Source organism: Azospirillum sp. TSO35-2 (genome assembly GCF_003116095.1).
Taxonomy (GTDB): Bacteria; Pseudomonadota; Alphaproteobacteria; order Azospirillales; family Azospirillaceae; genus Azospirillum.
On record NZ_LGRA01000021.1, the window covers coordinates 1083634 to 1106773 of the forward strand.

16 protein-coding genes are annotated in these 23140 nt (G+C 71.4%); 13 read left to right on the top strand and 3 right to left on the bottom strand.

The window, feature by feature from the left end; translation table 11 throughout:
* The first annotated feature begins 3 nt into the window (after window positions 1-3).
* Genes TSO352_RS21005 through TSO352_RS34285 form a run of 7 tightly spaced genes read left to right on the top strand, consistent with a single transcriptional unit; the run spans window position 4 to window position 10086 of the window.
* A complete protein-coding gene (locus TSO352_RS21005; RefSeq protein WP_109109186.1) occupies window positions 4-2304 on the top strand; it encodes a polysaccharide biosynthesis tyrosine autokinase in 2301 nt (766 codons plus the stop codon).
* Window positions 2305-2348: 44 nt separating this feature from the next.
* The gene (locus TSO352_RS21010; protein ID WP_109109187.1) at window positions 2349-3524 is read left to right on the top strand and encodes a glycosyltransferase; all 1176 of its coding nucleotides are present in this window, start codon (window positions 2349-2351) and stop codon (window positions 3522-3524) included.
* Window positions 3521-4477, top strand: a complete 957-nt coding sequence (locus TSO352_RS21015) for a glycosyltransferase family 2 protein (protein WP_109109188.1) — start codon at window positions 3521-3523, stop codon at window positions 4475-4477. The genes TSO352_RS21010 and TSO352_RS21015 overlap by 4 nt, the downstream gene beginning before the upstream one ends.
* Entirely contained in the window at window positions 4474-5991 is a 1518-nt protein-coding gene (locus tag TSO352_RS21020; RefSeq protein WP_247872286.1) for an O-antigen ligase family protein, read from the top strand. The genes TSO352_RS21015 and TSO352_RS21020 overlap by 4 nt, the downstream gene beginning before the upstream one ends.
* Entirely contained in the window at window positions 5976-7163 is a 1188-nt protein-coding gene (locus tag TSO352_RS21025; RefSeq protein WP_247872287.1) for a glycosyltransferase family 4 protein, read from the top strand. The genes TSO352_RS21020 and TSO352_RS21025 overlap by 16 nt, the downstream gene beginning before the upstream one ends.
* The gene (locus tag TSO352_RS21030) at window positions 7160-8437 is read left to right on the top strand and encodes a glycosyltransferase family 4 protein (RefSeq protein WP_109109189.1); all 1278 of its coding nucleotides are present in this window, start codon (window positions 7160-7162) and stop codon (window positions 8435-8437) included. Before TSO352_RS21025 ends, TSO352_RS21030 begins: the two co-directional genes overlap by 4 nt.
* Window positions 8425-10086, top strand: a complete 1662-nt coding sequence (locus TSO352_RS34285; protein ID WP_109109190.1) for a DUF2190 family protein — start codon at window positions 8425-8427, stop codon at window positions 10084-10086. The genes TSO352_RS21030 and TSO352_RS34285 overlap by 13 nt, the downstream gene beginning before the upstream one ends.
* A 5-nt stretch (window positions 10087-10091) precedes the next feature.
* On the opposite strand, the gene TSO352_RS21040 is transcribed toward TSO352_RS34285, so the two are convergent.
* Window positions 10092-11261, bottom strand: coding sequence for a glycosyltransferase family 4 protein (locus TSO352_RS21040; RefSeq protein ID WP_109109191.1), 1170 nt, complete (start codon window positions 11259-11261; stop codon window positions 10092-10094).
* A 351-nt stretch (window positions 11262-11612) separates the two neighbouring features.
* On the opposite strand from TSO352_RS21040, the gene TSO352_RS21045 reads away from it, so the two are divergent.
* Window positions 11613-14405 (top strand): carbohydrate-binding domain-containing protein, encoded by a 2793-nt coding sequence (locus tag TSO352_RS21045; protein ID WP_109109192.1) that lies wholly within the window; start codon window positions 11613-11615, stop codon window positions 14403-14405.
* Between the two features lie 155 nt (window positions 14406-14560).
* Here TSO352_RS21045 and TSO352_RS32980 read toward each other — a convergent pair whose 3' ends face one another.
* Entirely contained in the window at window positions 14561-15094 is a 534-nt protein-coding gene (locus TSO352_RS32980) for a hypothetical protein (RefSeq protein WP_146210776.1), read from the bottom strand.
* On the opposite strand from TSO352_RS32980, the gene TSO352_RS21050 reads away from it, so the two are divergent.
* From TSO352_RS21050 to TSO352_RS21060, 3 genes are all read left to right on the top strand, one after another.
* Entirely contained in the window at window positions 15093-15917 is an 825-nt protein-coding gene (locus tag TSO352_RS21050) for a response regulator transcription factor (protein WP_109110777.1), read from the top strand. The genes TSO352_RS32980 and TSO352_RS21050 overlap by 2 nt on opposite strands.
* Window positions 15918-16005: 88 nt before the next feature.
* Complete coding sequence (locus TSO352_RS21055) at window positions 16006-16959, top strand: EamA family transporter (protein ID WP_109109193.1); 954 nt, start codon at window positions 16006-16008, stop codon at window positions 16957-16959.
* Window positions 16960-17035: 76 nt separating this feature from the next.
* On the top strand, window positions 17036-18832 hold the full coding sequence (locus tag TSO352_RS21060; protein WP_109109194.1) for an ABC transporter ATP-binding protein/permease: 1797 nt from the start codon (window positions 17036-17038) through the stop codon (window positions 18830-18832).
* A 5-nt stretch (window positions 18833-18837) separates the two neighbouring features.
* On the opposite strand, the gene gcvA is transcribed toward TSO352_RS21060, so the two are convergent.
* Window positions 18838-19743: a transcriptional regulator GcvA gene (gene gcvA / locus TSO352_RS21065; protein WP_109109195.1), complete on the bottom strand. Its 906-nt coding sequence runs from the start codon at window positions 19741-19743 to the stop codon at window positions 18838-18840.
* A gap of 114 nt (window positions 19744-19857) precedes the next feature.
* Here gcvA and TSO352_RS21070 point away from each other — a divergent pair, with 114 nt between their 5' ends.
* Both TSO352_RS21070 and TSO352_RS21075 read left to right on the top strand, forming a co-directional pair.
* Window positions 19858-21516, top strand: coding sequence for a thiamine pyrophosphate-binding protein (locus TSO352_RS21070; RefSeq protein WP_109109196.1), 1659 nt, complete (start codon window positions 19858-19860; stop codon window positions 21514-21516).
* Between the two features lie 76 nt (window positions 21517-21592).
* Window positions 21593-23086 carry an aldehyde dehydrogenase family protein gene (locus TSO352_RS21075; RefSeq protein WP_109109197.1) on the top strand — a complete coding sequence of 498 codons (1494 nt, stop codon included), beginning with the start codon at window positions 21593-21595 and terminating at the stop codon, window positions 23084-23086.
* Window positions 23087-23140: the final 54 nt, after the last annotated feature.

A 23140-nucleotide genomic window follows, 5' to 3' on the forward strand; every position in this document is an offset into this window, starting at 1 on the left:
CCCATGGAAGCACCGGAACACCGCTTGCCACCCAGCGTGTCCGGTATGGTGGCACCGCCGGTCGGATCGGGCGCCGACAAGGTCGACGTGAAACGGCTGATCCAGACGCTGTGGCGCCAGAAGCTGCTGATCCTGGCCGTCACGGCGGTGCTGTGGCTTCCGGCGGTGCTGCTGATCAACGCCATGACCCCGATCTACAGCGCCAGCGCGGTCGTGGTCATCGACCCCCACCCCAACCGCGTCATCAACATCCCGTCGGTGTCCGAGCCGATGGGGATCCTGCTCGACACCGTCAACACCGAGGTCGAGATCCTGCGCTCGCGCGATCTCGCCCGCCGCGTGGTCGAGACGCTGTCGCTGGGCCGCGAGCCGGAATACGCGGCGACCACCACCAAGCCGACCTGGCTGACCCCCTGGCTGGAGGATGGCCGGGCTTGGCTGACCGAGGTCGCTTCCGCCCTGCCGGAGCCGCTGTCGGGCCTGCTGACGCCGCCCGCCCGCCGGCCCGCCGTCACCGGCAACCCGGAAGAGGTGGAAACCGCCCGGCTGATCGACGCCTTCCAGAAGAACCTGCGCATCAGCCCCGGCGTTCAGTCGCGCGCCATCCGCGTCGGCGTCGAGGCCAAGGATCCCCAGCTCGCCGCCCGCGCCGCCAACGCGACCGTCCAGGCCTACATCGCCACCCAGATCGAGGCCAAGCGCAATGCCACGCTGGAGGCCAGCAACTGGCTGCAAAGCCGGCTGGAGGAGCTGCGCCAGGACATGACCACCACCGGCAAGGCGACGGTGGACGCGATGCGGTCGGAAACCGGCCTGATGAAGGGCCGCGACGCCCCGCTGCTGAACGAGGCGATGTCGGCGCTGAACACCCAGTTGACCGAGGCGCGCACCGCCCACGTCAACGCCCAGGCCCGGCTGCGCCAGTTGATGTCGGTGAAGCCGGGCAACCCGGAATCGCTGGCCGGGGCCGACATCGGCGGCGACCCGCTGATCACCGCGCTGCGCCAGCGGCAGGCCGGGCTGAGCGCCCAGATCGCCGAACTGCGCTCCCAGTACGGCGATCTCCACCCGGCGCTGAACCGCCCGAAGGCCGAGCTGCGCGACCTGAACGCCACGCTGGCGACCGAGATCGACCGCATGGTGCGCAGCCTGCGCGGCGAGGTGGAGCAGCAGTTCGCCAAGATCCAGGACCTGGGCAAGCGGCTGGAGGCGCTGCGGACCGAGTCCTACGACTCGCTCCAGGCCGAGGTCCAGCTGCGCGAGCTGCAGCGGCAGGCCGACGCGTCGGACGACAACTACCGCCGCGCCGTCACCCGCCTGAAGGAAACCCAGGTGCTCCAGGCGCTGGAGATGACCCCCGACGTGCGCGTGGTGTCCACCGCCGCGGCGCCGGCCGGGCCGGTCGGTCCCGGCAAGACGGTGCTGGCCGGGCTGGCCGCCGTTGTCTGCGGCGCGCTGGCGACCGGCGTGGCGCTGGTGCGGACGATGGGCCAGCGCGGCGTCTACAGCTCCCATCAGGTGGAGGCGCTGCTCGGCCTGCCGGCGGTCGGCATCGTGCCGCTGCTCGGCCGCCGCGGCCGTCCGGGCGATTCCGGATCGGCGGCCGGCAGCGACCGCGGCAGCGACTTCGCCGAAGCGGTCTGGCGGCTCTGCGCCCGGCTGCACCTGGTCCGCACCACCGAGCCGGTGACCGCCAAGAACGGCGAGGTCATCATGCTGACCTCCTCGGTCGCCGGGGAAGGCAAGACGACGCTGGTGGTCGCGCTGGCCGCTTTCCTGGCCGACGCCGGCCGCCGGGTGGTGGTGGTCGATTGCGACACCCGGCGCCCGACCGTCCACCGCCTGCTGGGCGACGAGCGCCCGCCGAAGGGGCTGAGCGACCTGCTGGACGGCGACGCCACGCTGGACCAGGTGCTGACGCTCGACGACCGCCGCCGGGTGGCGGTGATCGCCGCCGGGCGGCCGACCGACCGGCCGCAGACCATGCTGGGCTCCCAGGCCATGCTGTCGCTGCTGGTCGAGCTGTCGGAACGCTACGACGTGGTGATCCTCGACACGCCGCCGGTCCTGTCGGTGTCCGACGCGCTGATCCTGGCGCCGCTGGCCGACCGCGTCCTCTACGTCGTGCGCTGGGCGCGCACCGCCTCCAGCCTCGCCGGCGCCGGCATCAAGCAGGTGCGGCAGGTCGGCGGGCGGATCAGCGGGGCGGTGCTGTCGATGGTCAACGCCCGCGACCACGCCAGCTTCGAATACGGCGCCCGCCCGCCCAGCGGCCGCTCCTACCGCCTGCGGCGCATCGCCTAGCCGCGCCCCTGTTGCGACGCCTGTCCCTTATGGGAGAACCCACCATGAAAGTCGCGATCGTCCACTATTGGCTCGTCGGGATGCGCGGGGGCGAGAAGGTGATTGAGGCCCTGTGCGAGATGTATCCGGAGGCCGACATCTTCACCCACGTCTACCGGCCGGAACGCATCTCGCCGATCATCCGCCGGCACCGGGTCACCACGACCTTCATCGACCGGCTGCCGATGGCCCACCGCATGTACCAGAAGTACCTGCCACTGATGCCGCTGGCGCTGGAACAGCTCGACCTCAGCGCCTACGACCTCGTCATCAGCAGCGAATCCGGCCCGGCCAAGGGGGTGCTGACCCGCCCCGACGCGCTGCACGTCTGCTATTGCCACACGCCGATGCGCTATGTGTGGAGCGGCTACCATGACTATCTGGCGTCGGCCGGGCCGCTGGTGCGGCCGTTGATGCCCTACGCCATCCACCGGCTGCGGCAGTGGGATCTGGCGACCGCCGCGCGCGTCGACCGCTTCATCGCCAATTCGGCGACGGTGGCCCAGCGCATCTGGCGGGTCTACCGCCGCGACGCCACCGTCATCCACCCGCCGGTGGAGACCGGCCGCTTCGCCGCCACGACGGCGTTGGATGGCGAGACCCGGGGCGACCATTACCTGTTTCTCAGCCAGCTCGTCGCCTACAAGCGGGCCGACATCGCCATCGAGGCGTTCAACCGCATGGGCCGCAAGCTGCTGGTCGTCGGCGAGGGCGAGGAGTACCGCCGGCTGAAGCAGATGGCCGGCCCGACGGTGGAACTGCTCGGCCACTGCTCCGCCGAGGAGCTGGACCGGCATTACGCCGCCTGCCGCGCCCTGATCTTCACCGCCAACGAGGATTTCGGCATCGTCCCGGTGGAGGCGATGGCCGCCGGCCGGCCGGTGCTGGCCCTGCGCCGCGGCGGCGCCACCGAGACGGTGCGGGACGGCGTCACCGGCCTGTTCTTCGACCAGCAGACGCCCGAGGCGCTGATCGACGCGGTCGAGCGGTTCGAGGCGCAGGAGCACCGCTTCGACCCGGCCGCGATCCGCGCCCACGCCGCCCGCTTCGACCAGGAGCTGTTCAAGGAGCGGCTGCGCGACACCGTCGACCGCTGGCTGGCCGGCCGCGAGGCCGCCGACGCGCTGGCGCCGATGACGACCCGCAAGGACGCCCGCGGGCGGGAGCTGGCCCCGGCATGACCTCCCCCACCCCCCTTCCCTTGCGCGTGACGGTGATCGTGCCGACCTACCGGCGGCCCGACCGGCTGGCCGATTGCCTGGACGGGCTGGCCCGGCAGACGCAGGCGCCGGCCCAGGTGATCGTCACCGTGCGCGACATCGACCCCGGCTCCGCCGACGTCGCCCGCCGCTTCACCGGACGGCTTGCGTTGCAGATCGTCGGCATCGACGTGCCCGGTCAGGTCGCCGCCATCAACCGCGGCATCGACCACGCCCGGGGCGACGTCGTCGCCATCACCGACGACGACGCGGTGCCGCACCCGGACTGGGTCGAGCGGATCGAGGCGTGGTACCAGACCGACCCGCGGATCGGCGGCGTCGGCGGCCGTGACCACGTCTATCACGACGGCGTGCCGGAGGACGGCGCCGCCCGCGTCGTCGGCCGCCTGCAATGGTTCGGCCGGGTCATCGGCAACCATCATCTCGGCGTCGGCCCGCCGCAGGACGTCGACGTGCTGAAGGGCGCCAACTGGAGCTTCCGCCGCAGCGCCATCGGCGACCAGCGGCTGAACACCCGGCTGCGCGGCAGCGGCGCCCAGGTCCGCAACGAGGTCGACTTCTCGCTGCGGCTGCGCCGGCAGGGCTGGCGGCTGGTCTACGACCCGCTGGTGGCGGTCGACCATTTCCCCGCCGTGCGCCACGACATCGACCAGCGCGGCGCCGACCAGTTCCACCCGCTGGCGCAGGAGAACGCCACCTTCAACGACACGCTGGCGCTGATGGGCCATTTCGGCCCGCTGAACCGCGTCGTCTTCGCCGCCTGGGCGTTGCTGGTCGGCACCTGCGAGTTCCCGGGGCTGGCCCAGTGGGGGCGGCTGGCTCTGCGCGGCGACCGGCACGCCGGGGCGAAGCTGCGCGCCACGCTCCGCGGCCGGCTGGCCGGCATGCGGGCGTGGCGGGAGTTTCCGGCATGAGCCTCGCCTCCGCCTCCACCGACCTGCCCCACGCCGGTCATCACGCTGGCGATCACGCCGGTCATCACGCCGGCGGCCTGCCGTCGCTGGCCCGGCTGGCGCCGGTGGTCTTCTGGCTCCTGGTGGCGATGCCGGTGCTGATCGGCAAGGCCGGGCTGCTGGAGATCATCTTTCCCGTCGGCGCGCTGGCGACCGGCGCGCTGCTGGTGACGCGCGACCCGGCCCGCTTCGCCGCCTTCACCTGGTGGCTGTGGTTCCTGACGCCGGAGGTGCGCCGGCTGGTCGACTACCAGTCGGGCTGGAGCGTCATCAGCCCGGTGATGGTGACGCCCTTCGCCGTCGGCGCCATGACCTGGGTGGTCGTCGCGCAATACCTGCCGATGCTGCGCTACCGCGCCTATTTCGGCTTCGTCCCGGTGATGATCGGGCTGGCCTACGCCTACGCCAACGGCATCTCGCAGGCCGGGATGGCCGCCGCCACCTTCGCGCTGCTGAACTGGCTGGTGCCGGTGACGCTGGGGCTCTACGTCGCGCTGCACTGGCCGATCTACCCGGAGATCCGCGACGCGGTGCTGCGCGCCTTCGTGCTGGGGCTGACGCTGGTCGGCGGCTATGGGCTGGTCCAGTATTTCGTGATGCCGCCCTGGGACGCGCGCTGGCTGATCAACGTCGGCATGACCAACCAGGGCCTGCCGCTGCCGATGCAGGTCCGGGTGTTCAGCACGCTGAACTCCTCCGGTCCGCTGGCCTTCCTGCTGGTGACCGGGCTGGCGGTCCTGCCGGCGGCGCGCGGCGTGCTGGTGCCGATCGCCGGGGCGCTGGCGCTGGGCTCCCTGCTGCTCAGCCTGGTGCGCGCGGCGTGGCTGGCCGGGCTGTTCGTCTTCGTCTGGCTGCTGCTGACCATGCCCGGCCGCCACCGGCTGCGGCTGCTGGCGGTGGGCGTCGGGCTGGTGCTGTGCTCGCTGCCGCTGCTCAGCGTGCCGCGGGTCAGCGAGGCCATCGTCTCGCGCTTCGACACGCTGAACTCGATGGAGAACGACCGCAGCTACCAGGAGCGGCAGGAGTTCTACGGCCGCTTCCTGATCCAGGCGCTGACCGAGGTGCGTGGCGCCGGGCTCGGCACCGTCGACACCGCGACCAAGCTGACCAACGACGACAACCAGTTGGGCGCCATGGCCTATTTCGACAGCGGCCTGCTGCGCGTGCCCTACGAGCTGGGCTGGCCCGGAACGCTGGGCTACGTCGCCGGCATCATCACGCTGACCATCGGGCTGCTGCGCCGCGGCGGCGCCCCGCCCGACCCCTTCGCCCGCTGCGCCGAGACGGCGGCCCTGACCATCCTGGGCTGCATGGTGTTCGAGCACACGCTGGTGAAGGTCACCGGGGTGGGGTTCTGGTTCTTCCTCGGCATGGGCATCGCGGCGAAATCCTACGGGCTGGCGACCATGGCCGCACCGGCCGCCGCCACGGCAGTGCCGGCCGACGAAGGGAGGGAGTCATGGACGGGGGCCTGACCCTGCCGGGCACGATGCCCGGCGGCATGACCGACGCCAGCGTGCTGCAGCTTGGGCTGGGCTGGTTCCCGGAAACCCACGGCGGGGCGGAGAACATGTTCTACCACCTCGCCCGCCACCTGCCGCAGCAGGGCTTCGCCGTCGCCGGGCTGGTGCTGGGCAACACCGCGACGACGCTCGACGGCGGGGCGCGGATCGACAGCTTCGCCCCGGCCGGCGCCTCGCTGCCGCGGCGGCTGGCGGCGGCGCGCAGCGCGGTGGGCGAGGCGCTGCGGCGGCGGCCGCCCGATCTGGTCGCCTCGCACTTCGCGCTGAACACGGTGGGCGCCCTGCCCGCCCTGCGCAACCGGCCGCTGGTCGTCCATTTCCACGGCCCCTGGGCGCTGGAAAGCGCGGCGGAGGGCGCCGGCGCGCTGTCGGTCAGGCTGAAATTCCTGGTGGAGCGGCTGGTCTACCGCCAAGCCGCCCGCTTCATCGTGCTGTCGGACGCCTTCGCCACCATCCTGACCGAGCGTTACGGCGTCGCGCCGGAGCGCATCCACCGGGTGCCCGGCGGCGTCGAGGCCGACCGCTTCGACCTGCCCGACAGCCGCCGCGACGCCCGCGCCCGGCTCGGCTGGCCGCAGGGGCGGCCGGTCATCCTGACGGTGCGCCGGCTGGTGAAGCGGATGGGGCTGGCGGCGCTGATCGACGCCATGGTGGAGCTGCGCCGCCGCGCCCCCGACGCGCTGCTGGTCGTCGCCGGCCGCGGGCCGGAGGCGGCGGCCCTGCAGGACCGCATCGGCGCGCTGGGGCTGGAGGAGCATGTCCGGCTGCTGGGCTTCGTGCCCGACGCCATGCTGCCGCTGGCCTACCGCGCCGCCGACCTGTGCGTGATGCCGTCGCAGGCGCTGGAGGGCTTCGGCCTGACCGCGCTGGAATCGCTGGCGGCCGGCACGCCGGTGCTGGTCACCCCGGTCGGCGGCCTGCCGGAGGTGGTCGAGGGGCTGGACGGCGACCTCGTCCTGGCCGGGACCGACGCCCGCGCCGTCGGCATCGGGCTGGCGGAGGCGCTGACCGGCGTCCGCCGCCTGCCCGGCGCCGACGCCTGCCGGGCGCTGGTCCGCAGCCGCTTCGACTGGCCGGTGATCGCCGCCCGCACCGCCGCCGTCTACCGCAGTGTTCTCTTATGAGCACGGTCGTCATTCTGTGCGACCATGCCCACGCCAGCGGCGGTCTGGCCAAGGTCGCCATCGCCGGGGCGACGGGGCTGGCGCGGCGCGGCCACCACGTCCATTTCTTCGCCGCGGTCCCGCCGGTCGAGCCGGCCCTGCAGGTCGCGGGCATCACCGTCCATTGCCTGGGGCAGAGCGACCTGAAGGGCAACACCGACCGCGTGCAGGCGGCGCTGCGCGGCCTGTGGAACCGCAAGGCGGCCCACGCGCTGGAGGCGCTGCTGGCCAACTGCCCGGCCAACGACACGGTGATCCACATCCATGGCTGGGCCAAGGCGCTGTCGCCCAGCGTCTTTCCGGTCTGCCGGCGGTCCGGCCTGCCGGTGTTCCTGACCCTGCACGACTATTTCCCGCTCTGTCCCAACGGCGCCCTCTTCGTCTTTCCCGAAGGCACCAACTGCCCGCACCGCGCCCTGTCGGCGGGCTGCCTGACGACCGACTGCGACGCCCGCGCCCGGCATCACAAATGGTGGCGCGCCGCGCGCCACGCCGCCGGGACGATGGCCGGCGGCTTCATCGAGGGCATGGCGCTGGTCACGCTCAGCGACCACCAGCGCGCGGTCATCGCCCCGCACCTGCCGCCGGGCACCATCACCCTGCCCGTCCCCAACCCGGTCGAGGTCGGCGACGAGGTCCGGCGCCAGGGGCCGGCTCCGGTCGCCGACAACAGCAACGCCCTGTTCGTCGGCCGCCTGTCGCGCGAGAAGGGCGCCACCCTGCTGGCCGAGGCGGCGGTGCAGGCCGACTGTCCGGTCCGCTTCGTCGGCAACGGCGACGAGATCGCGGCGGTGCGCCGCCGCAATCCCGACGCCGAGCTGGCCGGCTGGCTGCCGCCCGACGCGGTGCAGCGGGAAATCCGGCGGGCGCGGGCGCTGGTGGTGCCGTCGCTGTGGTACGAGACCTTCGGGCTCGCCGCCTACGAGGCGCTGGCCAACGGCGTTCCCATCATCGTCAGCGACAATTGCGCCGCGGCCGAGGCGGTCCGCCCGGGCGAAAACGGCCTGCTGTTCCGCAGCGGCGACGCCGCCGACCTCGCGCGCTGCCTGCGCCTGCTGTCCCACGGCGTGGAGGCGGCGCGCATGGGCCAGAACGCCTTCCAGGGCTATTGGCGCGCGCCCTTCACCCTCGACCGCCATCTCGACCGGTTGGAGGAGATCTACCGGGCGGCGTTGCGCGGCGGGATGCGGTCGCTGTCCGTTCTGGCCGGGATGCCGCGCGCATGCCGGCCCTGACCCGCCGGTCGCTGCTGGCCGCCACCCTGCTGCTGCCCGCCGCGGCGCGCGCGGCCGGGCCCACCCCGCCCGCCGCCGTCCCCCGGTCCTCCGGCGCCGTCCTGTCGATCCGCGACCGCGGCGCCGTCGGCGACGGCCGCAGCCACCCGCTGTCCGAACGCCACAAGACCCTGGAGGCGGCGCGGCGGGTCCACCCGCACGCGCGGTCGCTCGACCAGGAATGCGACTGGGCGGCGTTGCAGGGGGCGATCCTGGAGCTGTCGCGCTCGGGCCATGGCGGCACCGTGCTGGTGCCCCCCGGCCATTACCGGCTGAACGCCGAAGTGACGCTGCCCAACCTCGACCGCCAGGACGACGCCTTCAACGAGGTGGAGATCCTTGGCGCCGGAATGCGGTCCTCGCTGCTGTCCTGGCCGGACGACCTCGGGCCGGGCCGCTTCGCGCTGAAGGCCGGCAGCCGGTCCACCGGGCAGGAAAGCGGCCGCGGCGACGACGGTTACCAGCGCAGCCGCCTCGCCCATCTCAGCCTGCGTGGGCCAAAGTCCGGCAACAAGCCGGGCGATCCGCCGCCGGGGATGGGCGGGGTGGCGCTGACCTCCCGCTTCGTGCTGGAGCGGGTCGGGGTGTTCGGCTTCCGCACCGGAGTCGATGTGTGGCGCGACCATTCCTCGCTGATCTCGTGCCAGCTCACCAAGAACCACATCGGCGCCTATTGGTCGGCGGGGACGGACAGCTTCGGCGACCATCTGTTCCTCGACACCGACTTGGCCGGCAACACGTTGGCCTCCATCGCCGTCGCGCCGGAGAACGGCATCGACCATTCCAGCTTCCTGTCCTGCCATTTCGGCTTCTCGCCCTACGGCCTGCTGGCGGAGGACGGCACGCCGAAGCGCAGCTTCCTGTCCAACAACAAGTTCCTGGATTGCGCCTTCGAAGCCTGCGGCAACGGCTGGATCCACGGGCCGATGGCGGAGATGTTCGGCAACAGCCTGATCGGCTGCAGCGGCTCGCTGCTGCCCGCCTACCGGCTGGCGAAGCGTCCGGTCACCGGCCTGATCGTGGTGCGCACGCTGGAGCGCAACCTGTTCGCCGGCGGCACCGCCAGCTTCGGCGACGGCACCAACGACCGCGCCGCCGACATCGAGACCGCCGCCGTCGTCGCCGGCAGCGCCGTCGGCAACCGGTTCGAGGACGGCGAGCGGCTGATCCGCCTGGGCCGCGACGGCCTGGCGCCGGCGCTGGCGGTGACCGGCGCCTGCCGCGCCAACCGGTTCGAGGCGGTGGACTGCTCCGGCGAGTTCCGCAAGGTCGGCGCCGGCGGCGTCGACGCCGGCGAGCTGGTGCAGCGCGACTACGACCGCGTCCGCCGCGCCGAAGCCGACCACGCGGTCGACGGCGTCGCCCTCACCGCCGCCCCGGCGGGCGGCGTCGCCCCGATCGCCACCGCCGGAACCGCCCTGGTCGCCAAGACCCGCCCCGCCATCCGCATGGGCGCGGCCGTCCGCCCCAGCGGCGCCCTGGCCCATCGGGTGGAGGCCGGCAACGGTCCCACCCCCACCCCGGGCCCCGCCCCGGTGGGCATCGCCGCGACCGACGCCCCGATGGGCAGCGACAGCGTCCCGGTGGAGCTGCGCCTGGGCCTGCGCTGACCGGCCTACGCTGACGCCGCGAGGCGGGACGCCTCTCCATCCGGCGAGAGCGCGGCTTGCGATTCCAGCAGGTCGGCGTACTGCCCGGCGGTGACCGCCCAGTCATGGCGTTCGGCAATGCGGCGGGCGGCGGCGCCCATGCGGCGGCGCTCCCCGGCGTCGCCGGCCAGACGACGCAGGGCTGCGGTCAGGGTGTCGACCGCCTCTGGGTCATCCAGCACCACGGCGGCGCCGTCCTCCAGCAGCCAGCTGGCGCCGGCCAGACGGGTGGTGACCACCGGCAGACCGCTCGCCGCCGCTTCGAGCAGGACGAGGCCGAAAGGCTCGTAGCGCGTCGGAAAGACGAACAGGTCGGCCGCCCGCATCAGCTCCGCGACGTCGCGCCGGTGGCCGAGGAAGCGCACCCGCTCCGCCACCCCCAGCGCACCGGCCAGCGCCGGGAAGGGGCCGCCCTCCGCGTCGCCCACCACCGCCAGCGACAACTCCGGCACCGCCGCCAGCGCGCGCAGCACGCCGTCCAGATTCTTGCGGTCGCTGCGGGCGTCGCCGACGAACAGCGCCACCGGACGGCCGGGCGGCAGGCCGAACCGGGCCGGGTCGGACGGGCCCGGCCGGAATTCCTCGACGTCCACGCCATTGTCGATGACCCGCAGCCGGCCGGGGTCGATGCCGTCGGCGACCAGCTCGTCGCGCACGGTGCGTGACACCGCGACCAGCCGGCCGGCGCGGCGGAAGCTCCAGCGCTCGAACCCGACATTCAGCAGGGTGTAGAGCGCCCGGTAGAGCGACAGCGGCGTGATGCCCTTGCGGACCGGATGGGTCGGCGAGCGCATCCAGGCGGAATGGACGAAATGCACCGCGTTGACGTCCGACCGCGCCCAGCAGACGAAGCCGTTGATCACCACCCGGTCGATGCCGCCGCCGCGCCGCGCCGCCGCCAGCGCGCGTCCCGCCCGCCAGGCGAACATCTGGTCGCGGGCGAGTTGGGTCGGCACGCCGCCGGCCGCCACCGGCAGCCAGCGCAGGCGGGGGTGCCCCTTCAAGTCGTCGGCCAGTTCGGACGCGATGGCGACCACCTCGTGCCCGCGGCGCAGCAGTTCCGCGACGACGACGGCGTTCACCCGCCCCTGCCCGTCATGGCGGACGATCTTCTGCGTGACGACGGCGATGCGCATCCCGGCCCCTCGTTTCCCGGCGGTTCAGCCCCGGCTTTGCCCTGCCCTTTGCCTTGCAAGGCGCAGTGGACCACGGCGGCGGCGGCACGCCAAACAAACGAAAGCGTCCGGCCGCGCTCAACAGGCTTAAGACCGCCGTTGTTATCGCTAGTCTTTCAGTTTTCAAAAGACTCACAGAATCAAGATCGATATTTTTGGAAGAGTCAAAGATGAGTCAGAGTCATGTCGCAACAATGTCATGCGTTAGAACATCAACAACATGTCAAGACTCCCGAACGGATAGGGGATTACCCCCTTCCGGGTAACCCATCCTAAGGATTACCTAATCTTTCGTTAACGGGAGTCGCGCTGATGGCGAGCACCACCTCCAACCTGATCGATGTGACCTTTGCGGTCGACGCCTGGGGACAGGCCGCCGGCGGCGTGTGGCCGCACCTGTCGCTGATGCTGGACGGCACCGCCATCGGGCAAGCCACGGTCAACAGCACCAGCGTCGGCCGCTACAGCTTCACCGCCAAGGTGGCGGCGGACAGCGCGCACGCGCTGCGGATCGTCTACGACAATGACGGGTTGGCCGGTGGGCAGGACCGCAACCTCTTCGTCCGCGCCGTCGCCGTCAACGGCACCTCCATCGCCACCACCGACCCGTCGGTGACCTACGACAAGGGCATCGTCGACGGAAAGGACGTGGTGGCGGGGCAGGAAGGGCTCTATTGGGGCGGCGCGCTGAACGTGCCGCTGCCGTCCACGCTGTTCCACGCCGCGACCACCGCCACCGACACCACCACGACGGCCGGCGCCACGACGGCCACCGCCGCCGCGACCAAGGCGTTCGACGTCGTCGTCAACGCCTGGGGCACGAGCGCCGGCGGCGTGCCGCCGCACTTCAAGCTGCTGGTCGACGGCAAGGCGGTGGGCGAGGCCAAGGTCGCCGCCACGTCGCAGACCGCCTACAAATTCTCGGTCGCCCTCGACCCGGCCGTGGCGCACAAGGTCCAGGTCCAGTACGACAACGACGCGGTCGTCAACGGCCAGGACCGCAGCCTTTATGTCGGCTCGGTCGTCGTCAACGGGCACAGCGTCGCCTCGACCGCCGCCGGGGTCACCTACGACCGCGGCGCGCTGGACGGCAAGGACGTGATCGCCGGCCAGCAGGGCCTGTGGTGGAACGGCACGCTGAGCGTCCCGGTCACCAAGGACATGCTGACCACCACCACCACGACGACGCCGGTCACCACGACGCCGCCGCCGACGACGCCCCCGGCCACCACCACTCCCGTCACCACCCTGCCGAAGGTCGACCACAGCGCCACCGCCGCGGTCAGCAGCGACCGGCCGCCGCTGGCGTCGGACGTCTCCACCATCTCCTGGGGGGCCGACAGCGGGCTGGCGCCGCAGCACCTGTTCTGGGAATCGGTGTCGGACTACGCCAACACCACCCGCATGCAGGAGGTGCGCGGAGTCTCCGCCGGCCATCTCGCCGACGGCGTGATGCCGGTGATCGGGATGCAATTGTGGGAGGACACCTTCGAATCGTCCCAGAACGGCGGCGAGTTCGCCAATCTCGGCGGTCACAAGGCCTGGGTCGCCTGGGTCAAGGCGCATCCGCAGTATCTCGGCGTCGATGCCGACGGCTATGTCCTCAACTCCGACAGCAGCAACCCCTACGGCTGGGGCTATGTCAGCCCGCTGACGCCGCTGGACGCCAAGGACGCGCCGGCCGGCTGGACCGGCGGCACCGCCCATTACGCCGACTGGATGGCCGACAAGCTGGGCCGCCTGTCGGCCTTCACCGGCACCCGCGGCTATGAACTGGCCGACTTCTACGACGGCAACCCGCATTCCGGCGTGATGGAGTACTTCAACTCCCGCATGATCGCCGAGTTCAGCACCAAGACCGGCATCAAGGTCGCCGGCTCCACCGTCGCGCAGCAGGCCGCCGACATCCAGAACAACCACCCGACCGAATGGCTCGACTATTTCGTCAAGGGCTGGACCTACGGCTGGAAGGCGCTGGACGAGGCCATCGTCAAGAACACCGGCCATGCGGCGTGGCTGACCACCCAGGTGTCCTTCACCCCGGCGGCGATGCGCGAATTCGCCGGCGTCGACGCCCGCGTGATCGTCGACATGATGAACGAGAAGGACATCCTGCTGAACGTCCAGACGCTCGAACGGTTCGAGATGCAGCACAAGCAGGCGCCGGCCTCCTACGAGCAGGCGATGCTGGGCATCCACGCCGCCCGCGCGCCGGAGGCCCATTACGGCCACATGCTGTCGTCGTCGGAGGATGATTACTGGGGCGCGGTGAACAGCCTCTACACCGGCGTCACCGGCACGGTGCGCGACGAGCTGGGCTGGGGCCGGCTGGAGCAGACCTGGCTGCAGAGCGGCTGGACCATGATCGCCGACGACCATGGCGGCGTGCGCCGCGCGGCGGAGCAGTGGTCGCGCAGCTATCACGACTGGGGCGAGGTCAAGCAGCCCTGGCTGGACATGCTGCGCGACATCGTGCCGACCCGCGCCTTCGGCCCGGCGCTCTATTACAGCGTCAACGCCGAAAAGGCGATGAACGCGCTGGAACCGACCGGCAACGACATCGGCAACGCCTATCTCGGCGAGCTGCTGACGCCGATCACCAAGCTGCACGACGCCGGCGTGCCCTTCGGCTACTACGTCAGCGACGAGGCGCTGCCGTCGATCACCGCCGCCAACGCGCCCAGCGCCTGGATCATCCCGCAGGCGACCTACAACGGGCACAACCTGTTCAGCGACGCCGAGATCGCCGCGCTGAAGGCCAAGGCGCCGGTGCTGATCGGCGACGAGGCTCTGAACTACCACCACCCGCTGACCTTCACCGACAAGGACGCGGACGCGCAGATCACCGGCTACGGCTTCTACGACCAGAAGGACCGGCTGATCGTCGTCGCCTCCGACCGGGTGGATTTCAACGACACCGCCGCCCGCAAGGCGGTCGCCACCCACGTCGAACTGCAGCTCGCCAGCGGCCATTACAAGGTCGAGGACCTGATGCACCACACCACCCAGAGCTTCGACGTGGTGAACGGAACCGGGGGCTTCGACACCACCATCGCCCGCTGGGACACCGGCGTCTACGCCATCACCCACGATCTGGCGGCGTAAAAGGCGGCCCTGGCGGCAGCGGGCGAAGCGGCGTTCTGTCCTTGGCGGAACAACGCTTCGCCCGCCCGCTTCAGAATCCGCTGGCATGTTCTGTTTAAGAGTCTATATTATCGTCCAGGCAAGAGCGGAGCGGTCGCCTTGCGAAGTCGATTTTTCTAATACAGATTGTCTTTCCTGCCTTGTTGCTTTATCAAAATTAGAATACCCTTCGGATGGTTTCTCTTGGAAACCCACCCGTTCGGCGTCGTCCTCCAGAGTCCTCCTGTCCTTATCCGGGTTATCTCTTCCCATAACGCCGGGCAGGACGCCGTATTACTGGCGTCCGTCTGTCGAAGGACTCTGCCTGAACGATACGGGTTCACCCCCCTCTGAACCTGGAAGCTTTCCAAAAGTGCAGCAGACAACGCCGTGTGTGCCGGATCATAGTTTCGCTTAAATTCGATCGGACGGCGCCGCAGCATCCGGTACAGCGTGCAACGTCCGCCGATTTTGGTCATCGCGCCGATCCAGCGCGGCGGCACGACATGGGGTTGGATCGACGGCCCGAACGGGGGGCGGCCGATCAAACGTCGGGCATCCGCCCGCCTGCCCCGAAACCGCCAACGCACATCGCAGTGTCCGGTCAGGGCCTTGCGGAACGGCCGCGCGATGACGCGCGCCGAACGTCCATTCTTGGGGGAGACGGACATGCCCAATCGCATTCGTGTGATTGTCCACAATCAAAGCCGATTGCTGCGTGAATCCATTCTCAACATCCTCGACGACTGTTTCGAAGTGGTCGACCCGCAAAGACGGCTGGCAACCGGACTGGCGCCGAAGCCGGCCTGGAGCGGGAACGGGAACGGACGGTCGAACGGGGCCTCCGCCAACCGCTTCGACGGCTATGGCGGCGGCGTCTACGGCGTCGGCCTGCCGGCCGCGGGCGGCGTCGCCACCCTGGAACCGGACAGCGCCGAACTGTCGCCCGACATCGTGCTGTTCGACCTTCCCTCGCTGAAGACGGACGCCTGGAACTTCCGCAGCTGGTACGGCGAGCAGGCGCAGTTGGCGATGATCGCCGACGAGTTTTCCGCCCACCACATGCGCATGGCGCTGCGGTTCGGCGTGCGCGGCTATCTGCTGAACCGCATGGCGCCGAGCGCCTTCGTCCTCGCCCTGCGGCTGATCCACGCCGGCGAGCCGGTGGTGCCGGAGGAGTGCTTCGAATATTTCTCGCCGACGGCGCTCCGCCGCGGCGGCGAGGACGGCGCCCTGCCCCAGCACGAAACCGAACTGCTGGGCTATCCCGGCCTCTACCCGCGCCACGCCCGCATCCTGAAGCTGATCATGGATGGCTGCAGCAACAAGGAGATCGCGCGCGAGATGCTGATGACCGAGGATCTGGTCAAGCTGCATGTCCGCCACATCATGCAGACCATCAACGTCCGCAACCGCACCCAGGCGGCGCTGTGGGCGGCCCAGAGCGGCATCATCCAGGAGATGGAGTATTTCCTGGAGCGCAGCGCCCCGTAACCAGACCGTACCGGACGGGGCGAGGCCGGGACGATCCGTCACGGCCTCTCCTGTTGCGGACCACCGGCGCCTCGGCTATGCAGCCGGCATGAGCGCCGATGCCCTTCCCACCCCCGTCCCGCCCCTGTCCTCCCTCGCCGGCACCGCCACCACCGCACCGGAGGTGCGCCGCGCCACCGGAATCGGGGCCGTCGCCATCCTGCTGTGGTCGACGGCGGCCCTGCTGACCTCGCTGTCCAGCGCGATGCCGCCGCTGCAACTGGTGGCCGTGACCTTCGGGCTGGCCTTCCTGTCGGGAACCGCCGTCAGCGGCTTGCGCGGCCGCAGCGTGTGGACCGCCATGCGGCAGCCCTGGCCGGTGTGGCTGGTCGGGGTCGGCGGGCTGTTCGGCTACCACGCCTGCCTGTTCCTGGCCTTCCACCTGGCGCCGGCCGCCGCGGTGGAGGTCAACCTGCTGAACTACCTGTGGCCGCTGTGCATCGTGCTGTTCTCCGCCCTGCTGCCGGGGGAGCGGCTGAAGGCCGGCCATGTGGCCGGCGCGCTGTGCGGGCTGGCCGGGACGGCGCTGATCGTGTCGGGGCGCGGCGGCGGGCTGCATCTGGCGGGCGGCGACCTGCCGGCCTACGCCGCCGCCTTGGCCGCCGCGGTGATCTGGGGCGCCTATTCGGTGCTGTCGCGCCGCTTCGGCAGCGTGCCGACCGAAGCGGTCAGCGGCTTCTGCCTCGCCACCGCCCTGCTCGGGCTGACCGGCCACCTGCTGTTCGAGGGCACCACCGTCTGGCCGCAACAGGGGCTGGGCTGGCTGGCGCTGCTGGCGCTCGGCGTCGGGCCGGACGGGCTGGCCTTCTTCGTCTGGGACCACGGGATGAAGCGCGGCGACATCCGGGCGCTGGGCGTGCTGTCCTACGCGGTGCCGCCGGCCTCGACCCTGCTGCTGATCCTGTCCGGGCAGGCCGAGGGCGGCTGGACGGTGTGGGCGGCCTGCGCGCTGATCGCCGGCGGTGCGCTGATGGCCAGCTGGGACATGATCCGGGGCAGGTAACAGCGAATTCATCGCCGCCGGCCGGCAAAGGGTGGTAATCGGCAGGGATCGTCCTGTCCGCTTGCCGAGTGACCACATGCCCGACCGTTCGATCGATCCCACTGGCGATCCCGCCGCCCGACCCGCCACCGGACGCCTGTCCGCCGCCCGCGCCTTCCTGGCCGACGTCTGGCGGCTGACCAAGCCCTATTGGTTCTCCGACGAGAAATGGGCGGCGCGCGGCTTGCTGGCGGCCATCATCGGGCTGAACCTGGGCGCGGTGTTCATGGAGGTCTGGTTCACCCAGATCAACGCCGACATCTTCAACGCGCTGCAGGACAAGGACGAGGGCGCCTTCGTTCATGCGCTGCTGATGTTCGGCGGGCTGGCGCTGGTCTTCATCGCGGTGGCGGTCTACCGGCTCTACCTGAACCAGATGCTGCAAATCCGTTGGCGCCGCTGGCTGACCGAGCGCTATCTCGGCGACTGGCTGGAGAACCAGACCTATTACCGCCTGAACTTCGCCAACACCGGGACCGACAACCCCGACCAGCGCATCGCCGAGGATCTGCGCAGCTTCGTCCAGTTGACGCTCAGCCTGTCGCTGGGCTTCCTGACCAACATCGTCTCGCTGGTCTCCTTCCTGGCCATCCTGTGGAGCCTGTCGGGGTCGGTGACCATCCCCGGCCTGGGCATCGACCTGCCCGGCTACATGGTGTGGGTGGCGCTGGTCTACGCCGTCGCCGGCACCTGGATCACCCACAGGATCGGCAAGCCGCTGGCCCGGCTCAGCTTCGACCAGCAGCGCTACGAGGCCGACTTCCGCTTCGCCCTGGTCCGCCTGCGCGAGAACGCCGAGAGCGTGGCGCTCCAGCAGGGCGAGGCGCAGGAGGCCCGCGGCTTCAACGACCGCTTCGCCCGCGTCGTCGCCAACTGGTGGGCGCTGATGCGCACGCAGAAGCGGCTGGTGTGGTTCACCTCCGGCTACGGCCAGGTCGCCGTCATCTTCCCGCTGCTGGTCGCCGCGCCGCGCTATTTCAGCGGCGCCCTGCCGCTGGGCTCGCTGATGCAGACCTCGCAGGCCTTCGGGCAGGTGCAGAGCGCGCTGTCCTGGTTCATCGACGCGTACGTCAACCTCGCCGACTGGCACGCCACCACCAGCCGTCTCACCGGCTTCCACCACGCGGTCGCCGCGGTGCGCGCCGCCAACCGCGCCCACGCCGGGGTGGAGCGGACGGAGGCGGCCGACGGCGCCCTGACGCTCGACGGGCTGGCGCTGACCCTGCCGAACGGCGGCACGCCGCTGGTCCGCGCCGACCTGACGGTCGGGGCCGGGGAACGGGTGCTGATCACCGGCCCGTCGGGATCGGGCAAGAGCACGCTGCTGCGCGCCATCGCCGGCATCTGGCCGTTCGGCCGGGGCCGGGTCCGGCTGCCGGCCGGCGGGACCAACGGCCCGGGCGCCATGGTGCTGCCGCAGAAGCCCTACCTGCCGATCGGCAGCCTGCACGCCGCCGTGACCTACCCGGCCGCCCCCCAGGCGTTCGACGCGGACACGGTGCGCGCCGTGCTGGACGCCGTCGGCATGGCCGGCTTCGCCGACCGCCTGCACGAGGAGGACCACTGGACGCAGCGTCTGTCCGGCGGCGAGCAGCAACGCGTCGCCATCGCCCGCGCCCTGCTGCACAAGCCCGACTGGCTCTATCTCGACGAGGCGACCTCGGCCTGTGACCCGGAGACGGAGGAGCGGCTCTACGGCCTGCTGCGCGACCGCCTGCCCGGCACCACCCTGGTCAGCGTCGGCCACCGCAGCAGCCTCGCCGCCTTCCACGACCGCAAGCTGACGGTGCGGCGCAACGGCGACGGCATCGGCGAGCTGGTGGGCGTGGTGTAGGGCGCCTACGCTCCGCCCGTCTCCCCCCGGGCCTCGGCCAGCAGCCATTGGCGGAAGGCGGCAAAGGGCGGGTGGTCGGCCTTGCCGCGGGGGTGGACCAGGTAATAGGCCCGCGCGCTGCGGTGCGGCCGGTCGATGGCCGGGACCAGCGCGCCCTCCTCCAACTCGCCGCGCACCAGCAGGGTCGGCAGCAGCGCCACGCCCAACCCGGCCTCGGCCGCCTGGGCGGTGGTGGCGAACTGTTCGAACACCATGCCGGCGCCGGTCCGCGGCGCCAGACCCTGCGCCGCGAACCAGTCGGTCCAGGCATCGGCGCGCGTGCTGGTGTGCAGCAGCGGCAGGGCCAGCAGGTCGGCGGGCTCGGCCACCGGATGCGCCGTCCGGAAGGCGGGGGAGCAGACCGGCAGCACCTCCTCGTCCAGCAGATGGTCGCAGACGGCGTCGGGCCAGTCGCCCAGCCCGTAATGGATGGCGGCGTCCAGGTCGTGGGTGCGGAAGTCGAAGGGCGCCAGCTTGGTGGTGAAGTGGATCACCACATGCGGGTGCGCCGCCTGGAAGGCCGGCAGCCGCGGCACCAGCCAGCGCGTGCCGAAGGTCGGCAGGATGGCGAGGTTCAGCACGCCGCCCTTGGGCGCCGCGATGGTCCGCACCGTCGCCGCCGCGATCTGGCGCAGCGCGTCGCGGACCGGTTCGGCGTACAGCGCGCCGGTCGGGGTCAGGGTCACGCGCTGGCCCTTGCGGGTGAACAGCGGCGTGCCGATCTGCTCCTCCAGCGCCTTGACCTGACGGCTGACCGCGCCTTGCGTCAGCGACAGCTCGGCCGCGGCGGCGGTGAAGCTGCCGGTGCGGGCCGCCGCCTCGAAGGCGGTCAGCGCGCTCATCGACGGAAGAAGGCGGCGTTGCAGATCCATGGCAAGGTCATTACCAAAGCTCATGACCTGTGGAAAGAAAGTCGTTTGCGGGATGGCGCCGGCGGGTGCACCGTCGGCAGGGTCGAGAGTTGCGAAACGCGGGCGGGGACCGAGATGAAGACCGGTGGTCAGTTGATCGTCGAGGCGCTGGAGGCGCAGGGCGTGCGGCGGGTGTTCGGCGTGCCGGGCGAGAGCTACCTCGCCGTGCTGGACGCGCTGCACGACAGCCCGATCGAGATGGTCGTCTGCCGCCACGAGGGCGGCGCCTCGATGATGGCGGAGGCGCAGGCCAAGCTGACCGGCCGCCCCGGCGTCTGCCTCGTCACCCGCGGCCCCGGCGCCACCAACGCCGCGTCGGGCATCCACGTCGCCCAGCAGGACGAAACCCCGCTGGTGGTGCTGGTCGGCCAGATCGAGCGCGGCATGCGCGGCCGCGACGCCTTCCAGGAGGTCGATTACGGCAAGCTGTTCGGCGGCATGTGCAAGTGGGTCGCCGAGATCGACAGCGCCGACCGCGTGCCGGAGATGATCTCCCGCGCCTTCCACACCGCGATGGCCGGCCGCCCCGGCCCGGTGGTGCTGGCCCTGCCCGAGGACACGCTGACCGAGACCGCCGACGTGTCCGCCGCCCCGCGGGCGGAGCCGGTGGACAGCGCCCCCACCCCGGCCCAGGTCGCCGCCTTCGGCGCGCTGCTGGCCAAGGCGGAGCGGCCGCTGCTGGTCGCCGGCGGCTCGCGCTGGACCGCGGAGTCGGTGGCAGCGCTGCGGGACTTCGCCGAGCGGCTGTCGCTGCCGGTGGCGGTCACCTTCCGCCGCCAGATGCTGTTCGACCACAGCCACCCGCTCTACGCCGGCGACATCGGGCTGGGCATCAACCCGAAGCTGACCGCGCTGGTGAAGGACAGCGACCTGCTGATCCTGCTGGGCGACCGCTTCTCCGAAGTGCCGTCGCAGAGCTACGACCTGCTCGGCATCCCCGATCCGGCCAAGGCGGTGGTCCACATCCATCCCGGCGCCGAGGAGATCGGCCGCGTCTTCCGCCCGACGCTGGGCATGGTCGCCACGCCGGGCGCCGCCCTGGAGGCGCTGTCGACGCTGGCCGTGACGCCGAACCCCGCCTGGGCCGCCCGCGCCGAGGCCGCCCACGCGGTCTACGACGCCTGGAGCACCCCGCCCGAGGCCGGCCCCGGCGACGTGCAGATGGGCCGCATCATGGCGTGGCTGGACGAGCGCCTGTCGCCCGACGCCATCTTCACCAACGGCGCCGGCAACTACGCCACCTGGATCCACCGCTTTCACCGCTTCCGCCAGTTCGGCACCCAGGTGGCACCGGTCTGCGGCTCGATGGGCTACGGCCTGCCGGCCGCCATCGCCGCCAAGCTGCAGCACCGCACGCGCGACGTCCTGTGCTTCGCCGGCGACGGCTGCTTCCAGATGACCGGGCTGGAGTTCGGCACCGCGGTGCAGGAAGGCGCGGCGGTGATCGTGCTGGTCGTCGACAACGGCATGTACGGCACCATCCGCATGCACCAGGAGCGCGAGTATCCCGGCCGGGTTTCCGGCACCGAACTGCGCAACCCAGACTTCGCCGCCTTTGCCCGCGTCTATGGCGGCCATGGCGAGACGGTGGAGACCACCGACCAGTTCGCCGCGGCCTTCGAACGCGCCCGCGCGTCCGGCCTGCCGGCGATCATCCACATCAAGCTCGACCCCGAAGCCCTGACCCCGACCCGGACCCTCTCGGAGATCCGCGCGGCCGGGAAGGGGAAGTGATCTAAGGAAACTTTCCCTCTCCCGGGGCGGGAGAGGGAGATCCGCACGCCTCGCTTTGACCCAAGGAGCCACCCCGGTGCAGCACAGCGACATCCTCTCCCGTTTCGGCCTGACCTCAAGCGGGGCCGGGCTCACCGCGCGGTCGCCGATCGACGGCGCCACGCTCGCCACCGTGGCGGAAACCGCGCCGTCGCAGGTGTCGGACATCGTCGCCAACGCCGCCCGCGCCTTCGAGGCGTGGCGCACGGTGCCGGCGCCGCGCCGGGGCGAGCTGGTCCGCCTGCTGGGCGAGGAACTGCGCGCCGCCAAGGACGACCTCGGCCGCCTGGTCTCGCTGGAAGCCGGCAAGATCCACCAGGAAGGCCTGGGCGAAGTGCAGGAGATGATCGACATCTGCGACTTCGCCGTCGGCCTGTCGCGCCAGCTCTACGGCCTGACCATCGCCTCGGAGCGTCCGGGCCACGCCATGCGCGAGACCTGGCACCCGGCCGGCCCCTGCCTCGTCATTTCCGCCTTCAACTTCCCGGTCGCGGTGTGGTCGTGGAACGCGGCGCTGGCGCTGGTCTGCGGCGATCCCGTGGTGTGGAAGCCGTCGGAAAAGACCCCGCTGACCGCCGCCGCCTGCCAGGTGATCTTCGAGCGCGCCGCCGCCCGCTTCGGCGACGCCCCGGCCAACCTGTGCCAGCTGGTCCAGGGCGGCCGTGCGGTCGGCGAGGCGCTGGTGGCGCATCCGGGCCTGCCGATCGTCTCGGCCACCGGCTCCACCCGCATGGGCCGCGAGGTCGCCAAGCTGGTGGCGGAGCGCTTCGGCCGCTCCATCCTGGAGCTGGGCGGCAACAACGCCATGATCGTGGCGCCGTCGGCCGACCTCGACATGGCGCTGCGCGCCATCCTGTTCTCGGCGGTCGGCACCTGCGGCCAGCGCTGCACCACGCTGCGCCGGCTGATCGTCCACCGCTCGGTCAAGGACCAGCTGCTGCCGCGCCTGAAGGCGGCCTACGCGTCGGTGTCGATCGGCAACCCGCTGGACAGCGGCGTGCTGATGGGCCCGCTGGTCGACGCCGACGCCTTCGCGGCGATGCAGCGCGCACTGGCGGCGGCGAAGGCCGAGGGCGGCACCGTCACCGGCGGCGAGCGCACGCTGGCCGACCGCTTCCCCAACGCCCACTACGTCACCCCCGCCATCGTCGAGATGCCGGCCCAGACCGAGGTGGTGCGGCACGAGACCTTCGCGCCGATCCTCTACGTCCTGACCTACGACACGCTGGACGAGGCCATCGCGCTGCAGAACGCGGTGCCGCAGGGCCTGTCCTCCTGCATCTTCTCCACCGACCTGCGCGAGACGGAGCGGTTCCTGTCGGCCTCGGGCTCCGACTGCGGCATCGCCAACGTCAACATCGGGCCGAGCGGTGCGGAGATCGGCGGCGCCTTCGGCGGCGAGAAGGAAACCGGCGGCGGCCGCGAGTCGGGCTCCGACGCCTGGAAGGCCTACATGCGGCGCCAGACCGCGACCGTGAACTACTCGTCGGCCCTGCCGCTCGCCCAGGGCATCAAGTTCGAGATCGGCTGACCGGCCGGCGGACGTCAGGCGCCCCCCGCGGCGTCATCGCCCCTTGCACCCGCC

What these genes read in the sequence shown, in the direction of transcription:
- TSO352_RS21005 (WP_109109186.1), top strand. Translation starts at nt 4, where the DNA reads ATGGAAGCACCGGAACACCGCTTGCCACCCAGCGTGTCCGGTATGGTG.
- TSO352_RS21010 (WP_109109187.1), top strand. Translation starts at nt 2,349, where the DNA reads ATGAAAGTCGCGATCGTCCACTATTGGCTCGTCGGGATGCGCGGGGGC.
- TSO352_RS21015 (WP_109109188.1), top strand. Translation starts at nt 3,521, where the DNA reads ATGACCTCCCCCACCCCCCTTCCCTTGCGCGTGACGGTGATCGTGCCG.
- TSO352_RS21020 (WP_247872286.1), top strand. Translation starts at nt 4,474, where the DNA reads ATGAGCCTCGCCTCCGCCTCCACCGACCTGCCCCACGCCGGTCATCAC.
- TSO352_RS21025 (WP_247872287.1), top strand. Translation starts at nt 5,976, where the DNA reads ATGGACGGGGGCCTGACCCTGCCGGGCACGATGCCCGGCGGCATGACC.
- TSO352_RS21030 (WP_109109189.1), top strand. Translation starts at nt 7,160, where the DNA reads ATGAGCACGGTCGTCATTCTGTGCGACCATGCCCACGCCAGCGGCGGT.
- TSO352_RS34285 (WP_109109190.1), top strand. Translation starts at nt 8,425, where the DNA reads ATGCCGGCCCTGACCCGCCGGTCGCTGCTGGCCGCCACCCTGCTGCTG.
- TSO352_RS21040 (WP_109109191.1), bottom strand. Translation starts at nt 11,261, where the DNA reads ATGCGCATCGCCGTCGTCACGCAGAAGATCGTCCGCCATGACGGGCAG.
- TSO352_RS21045 (WP_109109192.1), top strand. Translation starts at nt 11,613, where the DNA reads ATGGCGAGCACCACCTCCAACCTGATCGATGTGACCTTTGCGGTCGAC.
- TSO352_RS21050 (WP_109110777.1), top strand. Translation starts at nt 15,093, where the DNA reads ATGCCCAATCGCATTCGTGTGATTGTCCACAATCAAAGCCGATTGCTG.
- TSO352_RS32980 (WP_146210776.1), bottom strand. Translation starts at nt 15,094, where the DNA reads ATGTCCGTCTCCCCCAAGAATGGACGTTCGGCGCGCGTCATCGCGCGG.
- TSO352_RS21055 (WP_109109193.1), top strand. Translation starts at nt 16,006, where the DNA reads ATGAGCGCCGATGCCCTTCCCACCCCCGTCCCGCCCCTGTCCTCCCTC.
- TSO352_RS21060 (WP_109109194.1), top strand. Translation starts at nt 17,036, where the DNA reads ATGCCCGACCGTTCGATCGATCCCACTGGCGATCCCGCCGCCCGACCC.
- gcvA (WP_109109195.1), bottom strand. Translation starts at nt 19,743, where the DNA reads ATGGATCTGCAACGCCGCCTTCTTCCGTCGATGAGCGCGCTGACCGCC.
- TSO352_RS21070 (WP_109109196.1), top strand. Translation starts at nt 19,858, where the DNA reads ATGAAGACCGGTGGTCAGTTGATCGTCGAGGCGCTGGAGGCGCAGGGC.